Annotated in this window: 12 protein-coding genes and 1 tRNA gene; 6 read left to right on the top strand and 7 right to left on the bottom strand. The window is 61.2% G+C overall.

The window, feature by feature from the left end; translation table 11 throughout:
- Positions 1-39 precede the first annotated feature (39 nt).
- The 4 genes from D8780_RS13245 to D8780_RS13230 all read right to left on the bottom strand — a co-directional run bounded on the left by D8780_RS13245 (position 40) and on the right by D8780_RS13230 (position 4,923).
- On the bottom strand, positions 40-1,839 hold the full coding sequence (locus D8780_RS13245) for a VWA domain-containing protein (RefSeq protein WP_158598511.1): 1,800 nt from the start codon (positions 1,837-1,839) through the stop codon (positions 40-42).
- A 112-nt stretch (positions 1,840-1,951) separates the two neighbouring features.
- Complete coding sequence (locus D8780_RS13240; RefSeq protein WP_121646025.1) at positions 1,952-3,007, bottom strand: mechanosensitive ion channel family protein; 1,056 nt, start codon at positions 3,005-3,007, stop codon at positions 1,952-1,954.
- 27 nt (positions 3,008-3,034) lie between these two features.
- Complete coding sequence (locus D8780_RS13235) at positions 3,035-3,688, bottom strand: DUF3726 domain-containing protein (RefSeq protein ID WP_121646024.1); 654 nt, start codon at positions 3,686-3,688, stop codon at positions 3,035-3,037.
- Entirely contained in the window at positions 3,685-4,923 is a 1,239-nt protein-coding gene (locus tag D8780_RS13230; protein WP_121646023.1) for a ubiquinone biosynthesis hydroxylase, read from the bottom strand. The genes D8780_RS13235 and D8780_RS13230 overlap by 4 nt, the downstream gene beginning before the upstream one ends.
- Positions 4,924-5,026: 103 nt before the next feature.
- Here D8780_RS13230 and tesB point away from each other — a divergent pair, with 103 nt between their 5' ends.
- The 5 genes from tesB to D8780_RS13205 all read left to right on the top strand — a co-directional run bounded on the left by tesB (position 5,027) and on the right by D8780_RS13205 (position 8,631).
- Positions 5,027-5,902, top strand: coding sequence for an acyl-CoA thioesterase II (gene tesB, locus D8780_RS13225; protein ID WP_121646022.1), 876 nt, complete (start codon positions 5,027-5,029; stop codon positions 5,900-5,902).
- A 221-nt stretch (positions 5,903-6,123) separates the two neighbouring features.
- Positions 6,124-6,462 (top strand): P-II family nitrogen regulator, encoded by a 339-nt coding sequence (locus D8780_RS13220; RefSeq protein ID WP_121646021.1) that lies wholly within the window; start codon positions 6,124-6,126, stop codon positions 6,460-6,462.
- Positions 6,463-6,482: 20 nt separating this feature from the next.
- Positions 6,483-7,856: an ammonium transporter gene (locus D8780_RS13215; protein WP_121646020.1), complete on the top strand. Its 1,374-nt coding sequence runs from the start codon at positions 6,483-6,485 to the stop codon at positions 7,854-7,856.
- 179 nt (positions 7,857-8,035) lie between these two features.
- Positions 8,036-8,320: a YggT family protein gene (locus tag D8780_RS13210; protein WP_121646568.1), complete on the top strand. Its 285-nt coding sequence runs from the start codon at positions 8,036-8,038 to the stop codon at positions 8,318-8,320.
- A gap of 8 nt (positions 8,321-8,328) precedes the next feature.
- A complete protein-coding gene (locus tag D8780_RS13205) occupies positions 8,329-8,631 on the top strand; it encodes a DUF167 family protein (protein ID WP_121646567.1) in 303 nt (100 codons plus the stop codon).
- Positions 8,632-8,649: 18 nt separating this feature from the next.
- On the opposite strand, the gene D8780_RS13200 is transcribed toward D8780_RS13205, so the two are convergent.
- Positions 8,650-9,924 carry an MFS transporter gene (locus D8780_RS13200; protein WP_121646019.1) on the bottom strand — a complete coding sequence of 425 codons (1,275 nt, stop codon included), beginning with the start codon at positions 9,922-9,924 and terminating at the stop codon, positions 8,650-8,652.
- A gap of 200 nt (positions 9,925-10,124) precedes the next feature.
- Here D8780_RS13200 and D8780_RS13195 point away from each other — a divergent pair.
- Positions 10,125-10,200, top strand: a tRNA-Ala gene (locus D8780_RS13195).
- Positions 10,201-10,265: 65 nt separating this feature from the next.
- Here the strand turns inward: D8780_RS13195 and D8780_RS13190 are convergent.
- Together D8780_RS13190 and D8780_RS13185 are read right to left on the bottom strand one after the other, a co-directional pair.
- Positions 10,266-11,159 (bottom strand): response regulator transcription factor, encoded by an 894-nt coding sequence (locus D8780_RS13190; RefSeq protein WP_121646018.1) that lies wholly within the window; start codon positions 11,157-11,159, stop codon positions 10,266-10,268.
- The gene (locus tag D8780_RS13185; RefSeq protein ID WP_121646017.1) at positions 11,156-14,533 is read right to left on the bottom strand and encodes a hybrid sensor histidine kinase/response regulator; all 3,378 of its coding nucleotides are present in this window, start codon (positions 14,531-14,533) and stop codon (positions 11,156-11,158) included. The genes D8780_RS13190 and D8780_RS13185 overlap by 4 nt, the downstream gene beginning before the upstream one ends.
- Positions 14,534-14,637 lie beyond the last annotated feature (104 nt).

Raw genomic sequence — 14,637 nt, 5'->3', positions numbered from 1 at the left:
CTGATCGTTAAAATGCAGTCGGGCGGCAACGGGCTAGAATCAACCGGTCAGGTGAATGCGCTTGATCTTCCGGCCGATCGCTTCGAATGTCTTGATCAATTCGCCCCGATCGGCGGTGTAGCTGTAATCTTCGCCGTTCGAACAGCTCGCCAGCATGGCGGAATCCGCATCGAGCAGGTTCAGCGTATAGATCTCGATCCCCTGACCCTTGGCGATCGCGCAGGCCGCAAGCGTCTTCTCGTCGATCTCTGCGCTTTTCGACTGGTCGATCAGGGTCCTGCCGTTCGAGACATAGCGGGCGTCGATCCAGCGGTTTTGGGTGTTCTCGCCATCGGTCATGATGACCATGACCTTGCGGCTATTCGGCCGAACACCTGTCAGGGGCGGCGCGGCGGACAGGGCCTCCATCCCCCAGGCGACTCCGATGGTGATATTGGTATTGTGGGAAGGCTGCATAGCGCCGACCGCGTTCTTCAGCGAAGCGAAATCGGTGCCTAGTCCGGTCACCGTCGCCAAGGTATTCGTCGCGCAATTGGCTTTCGGATATTCGCTTTCTGAATCCGGTTGAGGAACCACGAAACCGGTGACATCATAGTCGGTACGCCGGTCAATTACGCAGCCCTCATAGGCGTCCATATCCTGCGAAAGAAGGCTTGCATTCGGGGCAATCTCGCCTTCCGCCTTCGCCGTGCCGGGCGTGATGGAATAGGCGGTGGTGGTATTCGTGATGGTTTCCGTGGTCGGTTCCGGGGCAGGCTGGTTGAAGATTATGCCGAACGTATCATCATGCAAAGCGCACGGGCTCGCGTCGCCGACTTCATAGCGAAAATAGGTCGCGCATTCTTCGCTGCGCCGCGCGATCTTGTAACGGCCGTCCACGACAGTGGCCGTATACTGGCTAGCCTCGACGCCGTAACCGACGATGCAGAAAATGAAGCAGAAACGACCGCGCTTGACGCCCGTAACATAGGCGCCGGTGCTGGAAGCTGGCAGGTTGAACCCCGGCCGGCCCATTTCGCACCAGCTCTGTTCCAGATCCGTGGCGCCGACAAGCAGTCCGCAATTCATCGAGAACGGCTTGGCATCAGTGACGACTGTGGTGGTATCCGTCGTCGTGGTCTGATTGGCGGTGCATAGCTCGACATCCGCCGGCGCGATATCCGGATCCGAGCAATCGACCTCGGCATAAGGATTTTGCTGAACGCCGGCAAAGGCGCTGATCGCGGGCAGGTCGACCTTCACCTGTGAATCGAAGGGGATGACCGCGATCTGAGTGCTGCCGTCGGAAGCAAAGACGTCGATAAAGGATTGGGCGGCGGTGATGAGCTCACTCATCCGCGTGGTGGTGCGGGCGTCATATTCGCGCATCGAACCGGAATTATCGAGAACCAGGGCGATATCAAGCTGCTCATCCGCGGCCTGGACCACCGCTTCGATATTGGCATTCCAGAAATTGTCGATCGGTATGAGTGTGGCGCTGTCACTCAGCGAAAGATCGACCGTGTAGACATATTGTCGCGGGATTCCACCGCCGCCGGTCTCCTCCAGATTGTTGGCCTTGATGAGGGGGCCGACTTTCTGAAGGTCGATATTGGCGTGAAATATCTTGTCTGCCAGCTGCTGGCGTTCCGTCTCGGTCGTGAGATTGGAGCTTGCGGCTGCCAGCGCCGCCGCGTCGGCGGCATGCCGGACGGTTTCCTTCACACTCATCAGACGTGTCATGTCGATCGCAGCAGCCACCGAGAAGAGGACAGGGACCGCGAGGACTGCCGTCATCATGGCGAAATTGCCCCGGCGGTCGCGCAGCAGCCGAAGGGCGAGAGAGAGAAGCATCGTCATGGAACCGCACACCGAAGATAGCATGCCTCTGCTTTTGCACAGTTCCCGTTAAGCAGCGGTTAGACCGGATGTTCAAATTGATTCGGGCAATCCGTTTCCGCAGCCCCGCATCTCAATCATCTTTGTTGTCCGAGGAGGCGGAATCCCTTTGCATCGCGCGTGCAGGTGAGGGCGGACTGTCGCCCGCTGGCCAACCTTCCCTCTGAGCCTTTCGATCGCCATCGACATTCTCTGTCTGATCATGAAACAGGGAGACGACCGTTTCATAGGGCATGTCGACGCCGGCCTCATCGAGGGCGAGCTTTACATCGTGAATGACATTCGACCGGACATGCATAATGTCCGAGCGGAAGGGATCGCTCCACCAGCGTGCGCGCATGGTAACCCAGGATGCGGCGAGATCGAGCACGAGAACTTCCGGCTCAGGTTCGGCCAGCACGCCCTCGGCTTTTTTGACCGTTTCGAGGATAACGGATCGGGCCAGATCGATATCGTCGCCGTAGCCGATACCGACATCATACTCACTGCGGCGCTTGGGGTAGGCCGTGTTGACGATCACGGCATTGGTATAGACGTCGGCATTGGGAATGAGCGCCAGGCGGCCGTCATAGGTGCGGATCGCCGTGACGCGCGTCTCGATATGTTCGACCGTTCCCTCATAGCCGTCGATGACGATCTGGTCGCCCGGGCGGAAGGGCTGGCGGATCAGAATGAGCAGACCCGCCAGCCAGTTCTGCAAGATGTCCTTGAAGGCGAAGCCGATGGCGACGGAACCGATGCCGAGGCCGGCGACGAGATCGGCGGGCCGCAAGGTCGGCAGGATGATCGTCATGGCGAGGAGGCCGCCGAGGATGATCAGCGCGGCTTTGACGAAGCCACCCAGAACTTCGCCCAGATTCCTGCGGTCATTGCGCACCGACCAGACGATAAGACCTCGCTTGACGCCCGATCCGATCAACCAGAACAGGATGAAGACGATGATCGCGACCCCGATATTGGGAAGAAGTGCGATAAAACCGTCCACCCAACTATCCAGCTTCTCATAAAGCCCGCTGGGACTCACATCGATCTGTTGCGGTGTCGTGGCCACGGTTCCGTCTTCGCCCAGAGCGGCATCTCCCGCTTCGCTGGCGGAACTTTGGGCCAAGCTGATTAGAAACGCATGCATCGTGCCTCCTTGGAGAGGTATCAACCATCAATCTTTGGAAACGTCCGTCGAAAGTCGCTCCATCACGGCAGGATCGCACGGAATCGACTCGGACAGGGCTTCCTCGAGCAAAAGGCTGTTGGAGGGTTCAACCTTTTCGATCGCGATGCGCCGGCTGAACCGGATGACCGAGGCATCCCCTTCCACGAGGGAACGGCCCTCGCCATACAAAAGCCGGGCGGCTTCCGCCGGTCGATCTTCGGCCCCCAGAAAGGCGATCGAGAGATGATCGCCCCGCTGATGGGCGCCAAGAGCCAGAAAGGCCGCGAAAAGAACGGTTCCGGTCTTCGGTCCGTCGATCAGCGCCGGCCACTGAAAATCATCATAATGATGATGGATGAACATGCCGCCGAGGAGTGGATCGTTGAACTGGATCGAGCCATCCTTTTGCGGCTTCGGCTCCGCTGTCGACGCCTCGAAGCGGCCGATCCGTTCGAAATGATCGGCCATTGCGGCGAGAGCCGGCAGGCGGTGACGCTCGCACCACAAGGTCATTTCCGCCGCGATCGAAGCGATTTCCTTGGGGTAGCCGCGGGCGAGGGCGGCCTGCCGCACCGTTGCCGTCAGCTCGTCGAAACCAACACGGCGGAGCGGAGAATGAGGGCTGTGGCCGCCGGTCCCGTTCGCGGCGCCCGCCGTCATATGGCTTGTCCCTTCAGCAGGCGCGGCAGGGGCCCAGCATGGCCCGCCGCCTGTCGGATGAAGTCACGCTTCAGGCCCGGCATACGCTCGACGAGGCCGAGACCGAAATCCCGGATCATTCGGACCGGCGTGATATCATTGGAGAAAAGCCGGTTGAGGATATCGCTGGTGGCGCCCATGCGGAGCGTGTCGAAGCGGCGCCAGCGCTGATAGGCTTCCAGAACGTCTTCCTGACCGAAATCCTGTCCGAGACGGTCGGCCTCGACGATGATCTCGGCCAGAGCCGCCACATCCTTGAAGCCGAGGTTGAGGCCCTGGCCGGCGATCGGGTGGATACCGTGCGCCGCGTCTCCGGCGAGGGCCAGCCTCTGCGTCACGAAGGCTCGTGCCAGCGTCAGGCCAAGCGGAAAGGCGCGTGGTTCGCTTTCGACGGTGATCGCGCCGAGATGGCGTCCAAAACGGGCCTCCAGCTCGGCTTCGAAGAGGAATGGATCGCCCTTGACCAGCCGTTCGGCATCGGCGGTGCGTTCATTCCACACGATCGATGATCTGTTGCCCGGCAGCGGCAATATTGCGAACGGTCCGACAGGAAGGAAATGCTCTTCCGCCCGGCCATTATGGGGGCGTTCATGGCCGATCGTGCAGACGATGCCACTCTGGCCATATTGCCATGAGACCGTCCGGATGCCGGCCCAGTCGCGCAATCGGGACCGTGCGCCGTCGGCGGCGACGATCAGGCGAGCGCGAAAGCGGCGGCCGTCCGCGGCGGTCACGGTGGCCATCGGTCCGCTGCGGTCGAGAGCGGCAATGGGCGTGCTCTGGTTGACCTCGATCCCCAGTTCGTCGGCGCGCTCGCGCAAGGCGCCGATCATATCGCGGTTCATCAACATATGGGCGAAAGGCTGGCCCGGTTCCACTTCGCCGGAAAAGGTCAAAAAGACCGGGCGGATGGGGTCGGAGTTGCGGCTGTCGGTCACGATCATTTCGTTGATCGGTTGCGCGCCCTCAGCCAGTCTCTGCCAGACGCCCAACTGTTCGAGCATGGCCTGCGCGGCAGCCGCGATCGCGGAGGCACGTCCCTCCTTGCGCCACACACCTTCGGGGGCGGCATCGGCCACGACAATGTCGAGCGAGGGGCGTGCCTGCTTTATGGCGACAGCCGTCGCGAGTCCGACATAGCCGGCACCGCAAATGACGATATCGGCGTGCCGATCCGCGCCTTCAGTTCCTGACATGATGAAACATACTCCTTCAAGTTCGAAAACGGCTTACCGCTTGACTGGCGCGACACCCTGTCCGACATCGTGCACACCTGTCCATTGGAGAAATGATTAAGCTATGTCGGACCCTATCGCCGATCTTCTCGAAACGCTGACGCTGGAACGGATCGAACATAATCTCTACCGCGGCAATTCACCCCAGGTCGGCTGGCAGCGCATCTTCGGCGGTCAGGTGATCGGGCAGGCGCTCGTGGCCGCTCAGCAGACTGTCGAAGTGGAATATGGTGTTCATTCGCTCCACGCCTACTTTTTGCGACCCGGCGATCCCGCCGTGCCGATCGTTTATCAGGTCGACCGTATCCGCGATGGGCGCAGCTTTGTCACCCGTCGCGTGAACGCTATTCAGCACGGCCACGCTATTTTTTCCTTTATGGCGTCGTTTCATCTCGAAGAGGAGGGGCTCGACCATCAGGCGGTGATGCCGGATGTGCCGACGCCGGAAGACCTGCAAAGTGATGGCGACCTTATGGGCGGGTTCATCGACAAGCTGCCCGAGGCCATGAAAAGCTGGTGGAAGCAGCCGAGGCCTTTCGAATTCCGCCCGGTGATGACTGATCACTATCTGACCCGCGACAAGCTGGAGCCGATCCAGCACGTCTGGATTCGGACGCTCGGTGCTGAGACGGTGCCGGACGATGCGCCGCTTCGCTCGGCCATTCTAGCCTATGCCTCCGACATGACGCTGCTGGACACGGCGACCTTCGCCCATGGCCGCTCCGTGTGGGATCCGCAATTGCAGATGGCCAGTCTGGACCACGCCATGTGGTTTCACCGGCCGACCAATCTGTCGGACTGGCTTCTTTACAGTTCGGAAAGCCCGACGGCGATCGGCTCACGCGGCTTCGCGCGCGGCATGATCTTCACACGGGACGGCACGCATATCGCTTCAGTGGCGCAGGAAGGGCTGATGCGGGTGCGTGCGCCTAAAAAGTAGTCAGTTCCGAAGTCACTGCACATTTACCGTGCATATGAATCGGATATGAGCAGGCGCTAATCCTGATTGGCGCCTGTTTTGTGTTTTGCCGGAAGGTTTTCGGTCCGTCCGTTCCCATTTGGCACGATCCTTGAATCTCTCTTTCACGAACCCGCGGGGCACAGCTCGCTTGCGTTCACGAACCATTGCGTGACCTCACGCGAAAGAGAGGGTCGAACCGAATGAAAATAGTGATGGCAATCATCAAGCCGTTCAAGCTGGACGAAGTGCGCGAAGCACTGACCGGCATCGGCGTTCAGGGCCTCACCGTGACCGAGGTAAAAGGTTACGGTCGGCAGAAAGGCCATACCGAAATCTATCGCGGCGCCGAATACGCCGTGAGTTTCCTCCCGAAACTGAAGATCGAGCTCGTCGTGCCGACCACCGACGTCGAAAAGGTGGTCGAAGCGATCGCCGGAGCGGCCAAGACAGGCCAGATCGGCGACGGGAAAATCTTCGTCTACGCGATCGACAGCGCCCTGCGTATCCGCACGGGCGAAGCCGATTCCGACGCGCTTTGATCAAGAGGGGTTATTCCACGATGAACCGCAAACTTCTCGCCATGGCCGCCCTGACCGGGCTGACAGGTCTGGCCTATCTCGAACCTGCCTTCGCGCAGGAAGCCGCTGATGCTGCCGGTCAGGGTAGCGACGCTGCTGCAGAGGCCGTTTCGGGCGGAGGCGTTTCCGCCGAGACCGCCTATATCTTCAACACGCTGCTGTTCCTGATCGGTGGCTTTCTGGTCATGTGGATGGCGGCGGGCTTCGCCATGCTCGAGGCCGGTCTGGTGCGTTCCAAGAACGTCTCCATGCAGTGCTTGAAGAATATCGCACTCTATTCGATCGCCGGCATCATGTACTGGGTGGTCGGCTACAGCCTGATGTATACGAATGTGGATGGTGGCTATATCGGCACCTTCGCGCCCTATGCGTGGGACCCGGTTGGCGGCAACGCGCTCGATACGGGCTATTCGACCGCATCGGACTGGTTCTTCCAGATGGTCTTCGTGGCAACGGCCGCGTCGATCGTTTCAGGAACGCTTGCCGAGCGCATCAAGCTGATGCCCTTCCTGATCTTCACCGTGATCCTGACCGGCTTCATCTATCCGATCGCCGGTTCGTGGAAATGGGGTGCCGGCTGGCTCGATGCCATGGGCTTCCAGGACTTCGCCGGTTCCACGCTGGTTCACTCGGTCGGCGGCTGGGCCGCTCTGGCCGGTGCCATCCTGCTTGGCCCGCGTCTTGGCAAGTTTGGTACGGGCGGTGTTGTTCACCCGCTTCCGGGCTCGTCCATCCCGCTCGCCACGCTTGGCACGTTCATCCTGTGGCTCGGCTGGTTCGGCTTCAACGGCGCTTCGCAGCTCGCGATGGGCTCGATCGGTGACGTCTCCGATGTCAGCCGCATCTTCGCCAACACCAACCTCGCCGCTGCCGGCGGTGTGGTGGCTGCGCTCATCCTGACGGCCATTCTCTACAAGAAGGTCGATGTCACGATGGTGCTGAACGGCGCGCTGGCCGGTCTGGTGTCCATCACGGCCGAGCCGCTGACGCCCGGTCCGCTTGCCGCCATCCTGATCGGTGCCGTCGGCGGTGTGATCGTCGTCTTCACCGTGCCGCTGCTCGACAAGCTGAAGATCGACGACGTGGTCGGCGCCATTCCGGTTCACCTTCTGGCCGGTATGTGGGGCACGATCATCGTGCCGGCGACCAACAGCGATGCGTCCTTCGGGGTGCAGCTCATCGGTATCGTCGCCTATGGCGTCTTCACCCTCGTCGCCTCCTTCATCGTCTGGTTCATCCTGAAGCTGATCGTCGGCATGCGGGTCTCCGAAGAAGAAGAGATGATCGGTCTGGACCGCGCCGAAGTCGGTGTGGAAGCCTATCCGGAATTCTCGCCGACCGGATCAGTCCGTTAATCGACGGAACGGGCCCAGTGACCGCGGAAGACGGTCAGGCCGAATGAAAACAGACCCGCGCGGCAAATCTGTCGCGCGGGTCTTCCTTTACCAGGAATGACTTGCTCCCTTGTGAGGGCGCGCCGCTCTCGCTACATCGGCATAACGCCAAACGTTCAGCAAAAAGGACATCGCACGTGCTGCAGCCGGTCATCCTGACGCTTCTCTACGCGCTCGATATCTACAAATGGATCATCATCGCGATGATCGTGGTGTCCTGGCTGATCGCCTTCGACATCATCAACCGGCGCAATCGCTTCGTCGATATTGTCTGGGATTTTCTGGTGCGGGTCACCGAGCCGGCTCTTGCGCCGATCCGCCGTTTCATGCCGCATCTTGGCGGGATCGATATTTCCCCGATCATCCTGTTCATCATTATCTTCTTCATTCAGCAGGTGCTGATGCAGATTCTCTACAGCGTGTGAGCCACGCCGTGCCGGCCTTTCGGGCGACCGCGAAGGGTGTGGAGCTTGTGGTCCGGCTGACGCCGCGCGCCGCGCATGACCGCCTCGAAGGCTATGTGGAGGGTGCGGACGGCCAGACATATCTGACAGCCAGAGTGCGCGCCGTGCCGGAGCGCGGCAAGGCGAATGCCGCGCTGATCGCGCTTCTGGCGGACAGTCTCTCCATCGCGAAGAGTGACGTGACGGTTATTTCCGGCCCGACGAGCCGTCTGAAAAGGCTGGAGCTCGCCGGCTCGCCTACCGAACTCGCCGAGAAGCTGGCTTCCCTGTGAGGCTGATTGCGGGCCGCTTCAGTGCCGCCCGTCGAGATGCTGCACACGCGCCAGCTGCGGGAAAAGCCAGGCCCACAGACCGGCGCACCCCATGGCCGCAAAGCCTCCCAGCACAACGGCGGGCACCGCCCCGATCAGGTAGGCCATGGTGCCGGCGCGGAACTCGCCAAGCTCATTGCTGGCGCCGAGGAAGACCTGATTGACCGCGTTGACGCGGCCACGCAGTTGATCCGGTGTCCAGAGCTGGATCAGAGTTTCACGGATGACGACCGAGACCATGTCCGCAGCGCCCATGCCGACCAGCGCGAGGATCGATAGCCAGGCCAGTGTCGACATGCCGAAGACCACGGTGAATAGTCCGAATAGACCGACCGTTGCCAGCATGATCGCTCCGGCGTGGACGCGAATCGGATAGCGCGCCAGCCAGAACGCCATGGCAAGCGCGCCGATGCCGGGCGCCGCGCGCAGCATGCCGAGACCCAGTGGGCCGACCGACAGGATGTCGCGGGCATAGACGGGCATCAGCGCCACCGCACCGCCAAGCAGCACGGCGAACAGATCCAGAGAGATCGCGCCGAACACGACCTTCTCGCGCCTGATATAGTCGAACCCGGCAAGAACGGTGCTGATGCTGACCGTTTCTCTCTCGATCCTCTGTGGCGGTGCCTTGATGGCAATGATCAGGATTGCACCGCTTACGAAGAGGATCGTGGCCACCGCATAGGCGGCGGTTGCCCCGACACCGTAGAGAAGGCCGCCGAGGACAGGGCCGACGATCGTTGCGGTTTGCCAGGCGGAGGAATTCCACGCCACGGCATTCGCAAACGTGTCGGCCGGGACGAGATTGGCGACCAGGGCCGAACTCGCCGGACTGTAGAAAGCTCGCGCCGTGCCGAAGATCACGAGCAGGACAAAGACAGGCCAGACCTCATCGGGATCGCTGAGCGTGAAGATAAGCAGTGCCACGGCGACGGACGCCTCGATCGCAGCGCTCAATGCCATGATGCGTCTGCGGCCAAACCGGTCCGCGGCCGACCCCGTGACCAGAACGAGGAGCAGCGCCGGCAGGAATTGCGTCAGGCCGATCAGCCCGAGATCGAGCGGATCGCGGGTGATGTCGTAAACCTGCCATCCGAGCGCGACGATGAAGATTTGTGTTGCGAAGGTCGAGAAGAAGCGTGAAAGCCAATAGAGCGCATAGGAGCGATGGCGAAAGGCCGCAAAGCGGTCCTCCGGCGCGTGGTCGTCGTGCGTGGGTTGCCTCTCAGGGGGCTGGCTGTCGGTGTCGGCCATCGAGCGTTCGCATTCCGTCTATCGGTCATGCGCTGTCGAAGAACGCTGTCCCAAGGCGCGCAAACTGTCGGGGCGGCGTGCATTTGTCCAGTGCGTTTTTCGGGATGTCGCAGCTCGGCGCAGGCGGCGCCATCTGCTTGACAGAAATCGGGGTGCGCCCATAAATGCGGACATGCGCGGATGCTTCATCTGCGCGGCGTGGGGCCGTAGCTCAGCTGGGAGAGCGCGTCGTTCGCAATGACGAGGTCAGGGGTTCGATTCCCCTCGGCTCCACCAGTCAGCTTGGACCCTGAGTCTTCTCTCAAACGCCGTCATCGGCTCAGGCCGGCTTTTTGAAGAGATCAGCTATCAGCCCAGAGCACCCGGACCGCCGTCGTTGCCGCGGCCGTGCGGTTTTCCACCCCGAGCTTGGCGAAGATCTGCTCCAGATGCTTGTTCACCGTCCGGTGGCTCATTTCCAGAATATCGCCGATTTCCTTGTTGGATTTGCCATGCGCTATCCACAGGAGCACCTGCGCTTCCCTCATGGTGAGATCGAACGTATCGGCGAGGCGCTCTTCGTCACTGCCAATGCTGCGGTCCAGGAGCCGGATCAGAAACTGATCGGGCGACGTCTCGACAATACGCAGTTCGAGCGCCATTCCGTTATGCTGCAGCGTCAGCGGTTGCTCCGGCACCTCGGTCAGCCATTCCACGACGGTGAGCGGTAATCGCTGGTTTTCGCCATGGGGCAGCCCCGACCGCTCCAGCAATTCGCTCGCCTGCCGCGTCATCCACTGGATCATGCCATGCGTCGAAACGGACAGGATGTGACGGCCCGTCGCATCCAACGCCATCTGCGCGGAGCGCTGGCGGTGAGACTGTCCAAGATGCACGCTCATCCGTGCGAAGAGTTCATCCAGATTGATGGGCTTGGCGATGAAGTCGACCGCGCCCGACGCAAAGGCCCGCACCACATGTTCGGATTCATTGGCGCCGGTCATGATCATCACTGGCACATGGCGCGACCTTGCATCCGAGCGGACCATTTCCGTCGTTTCGAATCCGTCCATGCCGGGCATGCGCGCGTCCATCAGCACCATGTCCGGGACGGCCCGGCCGATCGCCTTGAGCGCCTCGAGGCCTGAATGGGCCGCTTCTGCGATGAAGCCGTGAAAGGCGATGGCGTCCTTCAGCATGGACGCAGTCTCCGGAGAATCATCGACGATCAGGATGGAAGGTTTGTGCGTGTTCATGAATTCGCCGGTTCCGGCGCGCTTGCCAGAATGTTGAGTATCGTATCAGCCCGACCACGCTCGGCCAGATCGCGGATCGTATCACAGAACGGTTTGAGATCGGGATCGCGCTGCTCCACCTCACGCAGCGTTGCAACGAGTGAGCGAAGAAAGCCCGTACGAGCCAGCTTCTCAAGCTCTTCGATCCGCGTCCCGGAAGGCCAGGCCCACGTCTCGGCCGCCGCCGACCAGCGCGCCTCTTCGCTCTCGCTCGTCCATTCCAGCGACAGAAGTGTACCGATCGCTTCGACCAGATCGGCGAAGGAGAACGGTTTGGTGAGGTATGTATCGTGTAGTGTTTGATATTCGGAACGGTTGCGCTCCGGCCCCGCTTCCGCTGAAACCATGACGATCGGCAGATCGGGATCGACGGCGCGGAGTCGCCGCGCGGTCTGCCAGCCATCCATGTGAGGCATGGCGACGTCCAGAAGCGCAAGGTTCACCGGCGAGATCGCGACGGCTGAGAGGGCTGAACGGCCGTCGACGGCCTCGATCACCTCGAACCCGATCGGCTCCAGCAATTCGCGTGTCACGGCGCGATGATTGGCGTTGTCGTCAGCGACGAGAATGCGTTGCCGTTGACCGACATAGCCTTTCGGCAGGGGCTGCTGGACCTGGACCTCCTCGCCCCTGTGCGCGGAACCCAGCATGATGCGCAGCGTGAAGGTCGTGCCCGTGCCCGGTTCGCTTCGGATCGAAAGGTCGGCGCCCATGATGTCGACCAGGAGTCGTGTGATGGCGAGACCGAGTCCCGTGCCCGGCACGATATCGCTGCCGCTTGTTTCCCCGGCCCGTTCGAACGGAAGAAAGATGCGCTCAAGATCTTCTGTCGCAATGCCGACACCGGTATCGGCGATCGTAAAGGTGGCGATCTGGTTCCGATAGGTCACGCCGAGACGAACCTCGCCGGTCTTTGTGAACTTCACCGCATTCGATAGCAGGTTGATGAGGATCTGCCGCAGTCGCTTGCCGTCGGTCCAGACGTAGTCCGGCAAGGCCGCGGGGGGCTCGAAGATGAATGCGATATTCTTGCCGGCGGCCTGAAGGCTGAACATGTCGACGAGTTGATCGAGCAATGGCTTGAGCGCCACCTTGTGGCGAAAGATCTCCAGTTTGCCGGCTTCAATACGCGAAATGTCGAGCAGGCCGTCGATCATCAGGGTGAGGTGATCGCCGCTCTTCTTGATCGTGCGGGCTGCATTGCCGACCGGCGTCTCCGGCTCGGCCTGCCGTTGCAGCAGTTGAGCGTAGCCGAGAATGGCGTTGAGCGGTGTCCGCAATTCGTGGCTCAGGCCCACCACATAGCGGCTCTTTGCAAGATTCGCCTTCTCCGCCACTTCCTTGGCCTGCTGGAGTTGCCGATCGGTCTCGCGGTGGGCGGTGATTTCATCCATCAGGAGGCCCGTGTGACGCTGCACCTCCTCCTCGGCCCGGGCGTGACTGTCCTGCGCCAGAACGACGAGCCAGACGATGACCCCCGCCGCGATCATCAGGATCGCGTAGAGCTTTAGCAGAAGGGTGTTGGCGGCCGCATTGCCGAGGCCGCCATTGAGCTGGCCATCGAAGGACGCGAAGACGAAGACCACCGCCATGACCGTGGCCGTGCAGGCCATAATGCCGATGTAGCGCGCCAGGGTCGAGCCCAGCCAGCGTTCGACGTTCTTGTGATTGAAGGCGAGCTTGCCGATCGCACCGTGCATCTGCGCGCCGAGCCTGCCATGCGGCTTGCAGCCGTCGCCGCAGCGCGTATCGAGCGAGCAGCAGAGCGAGCAGATGGGGCCCGCATAGACCGGGCAATGCGCCATATCTTCGCCGTCATAGGGGTACTCGCAGATGCAGCAGGTTTTCTGGCCCGATGCGGAGACGCCCGGGTCAGGCTGGCGGGCAAGGTAATAGCGGCCGCCCGTCAGGATTGCGAGTAAAGGCACGGCGGCAAAGGTGACGGCTATCGCGATATAGGAATAGAGTGCGGCGGCCGATGCGCCGAACAGGCCGAAATAGGCGGTGATCGAGGCGCATATGCCGATTATCATGGCGCCGAAGCCGACCGGGTTGATGTCGTAGAGATGGGCGCGGCGAAATTCGATCTTTTTCGGTGACAGACCGAGCGGCTTGTTGACGACGAGATCGGCCACCAGTGCGGCGACCCATGCAACGGCCAGAATGGAATAGAGCCCAAGGATGTGATCGAAGGCGCGATACATGCCGAATTCCATCAGCAACAGGCTGATGAGAACGTTGAAGACGAGCCATACCACGCGGCCCGGATGATTGTGCGTCAGGCGGCTGAAGAAGTTCGACCAGGCAATCGAGCCCGCATAGGCGTTCGTGACGTTGATCTTTACCTGGCAGACGACGATGAAGATGCCGGTCAGGCCGAGCGCCAGTTCGGGCGCGGAGACCATCTGCGAAAAGACGGTATGATACATGTAGACCGGGTCGGAGGCCTCATTGAACACCGTGCCGTTGGCGAAGGCGTAGTAAGCCAGAAATGAACCGGCGAGAATCTTCATGGCGCCGATGACGATCCAGCCCGGGCCGGCGCTGACCATGGCCACCCACCAGCGCGGCCGGCCGATCCTGGAGTGCTCGGGCAGGAACCGCAGATAGTCGACCTGCTCGCCGATCTGCGCGATCAGCGAAAACAGGACCGCGGACGCCGCTCCGAACGAAAGGATGTCGACACCGCCGCCCAGTTCGCCGCGCAGGCCGGTGTAACCGGTCCAGTCACGCACGGGTTGCAGACCGTTCGCAGCGATAAAAACGAAGGGCGCCAGTTGCAGGACGATCCAGATCGGCTGCGTCCATGCCTGAAATCGGCTGATGAAGGTGACGCCGTAGAGCACAAGGGGAATGACCCCGAGCGACGCGACGATATATCCGAGCCAGAGCGGCATACCGATTGTCAGCTCCAGCGCCGTGGCCACGATGGCAGCCTCGATCGCGAAGAAGATGAATGTGAAGCTGGCATAGATCAACGATGTCAGCGTGGAGCCCAGATAGCCAAAGCCGGCACCGCGCGTCAGCAGATCAACATCGACTCCCGCTCTCGCAGCATGCCAGGAAATCGGTAATCCAGCCAGAAAGATGAGCGCCGTGGTGACGAGAATTGCGGCGACGGCGTTCGAAAATCCGTAGGACAGGGTGATGGCGCCGCCGATCGCCTCCAGTGCCAGAAACGAAACCGCGCCGATCGCCGTATTGGCGATACGGCCGGCAGAGAAACGCCGCACGCGATAGGCTGTGAAACGAAGCGCGCAGTCTTCCATCGTTTCGTCCGCCACCCAGCGCGAATATGTGCGCTTGAGCCGTGCTATGCGGAGGGTTTGCGTCATCCAACCTGTCGTGCCGAAGTTGTTTTCATGGCGTCTTCCCTTATCAGATGCATAGCTTGTTTGCTGCATGCGCGAAGGTCAAGCAAACTGCGATATTCGTGTCG

Source organism: Notoacmeibacter ruber (assembly GCF_003668555.1).
GTDB lineage: Bacteria > Pseudomonadota > Alphaproteobacteria > Rhizobiales > Rhizobiaceae > Notoacmeibacter > Notoacmeibacter ruber.
The sequence above is the reverse complement of the archived record's forward strand: the minus strand, read 5'-3'. Positions and strand labels throughout refer to the sequence as shown.

Bases quoted from the DNA above. Each gene is read 5' to 3' on its own strand.
- D8780_RS13245 (WP_158598511.1), bottom strand. From the start codon at position 1,839: ATGACGATGCTTCTCTCTCTCGCCCTTCGGCTGCTGCGCGACCGCCGG.
- D8780_RS13240 (WP_121646025.1), bottom strand. From the start codon at position 3,007: ATGCATGCGTTTCTAATCAGCTTGGCCCAAAGTTCCGCCAGCGAAGCG.
- D8780_RS13235 (WP_121646024.1), bottom strand. From the start codon at position 3,688: ATGACGGCGGGCGCCGCGAACGGGACCGGCGGCCACAGCCCTCATTCT.
- D8780_RS13230 (WP_121646023.1), bottom strand. From the start codon at position 4,923: ATGTCAGGAACTGAAGGCGCGGATCGGCACGCCGATATCGTCATTTGC.
- tesB (WP_121646022.1), top strand. From the start codon at position 5,027: ATGTCGGACCCTATCGCCGATCTTCTCGAAACGCTGACGCTGGAACGG.
- D8780_RS13220 (WP_121646021.1), top strand. From the start codon at position 6,124: ATGAAAATAGTGATGGCAATCATCAAGCCGTTCAAGCTGGACGAAGTG.
- D8780_RS13215 (WP_121646020.1), top strand. From the start codon at position 6,483: ATGAACCGCAAACTTCTCGCCATGGCCGCCCTGACCGGGCTGACAGGT.
- D8780_RS13200 (WP_121646019.1), bottom strand. From the start codon at position 9,924: ATGGCCGACACCGACAGCCAGCCCCCTGAGAGGCAACCCACGCACGAC.
- D8780_RS13190 (WP_121646018.1), bottom strand. From the start codon at position 11,159: ATGAACACGCACAAACCTTCCATCCTGATCGTCGATGATTCTCCGGAG.
- D8780_RS13185 (WP_121646017.1), bottom strand. From the start codon at position 14,533: ATGACGCAAACCCTCCGCATAGCACGGCTCAAGCGCACATATTCGCGC.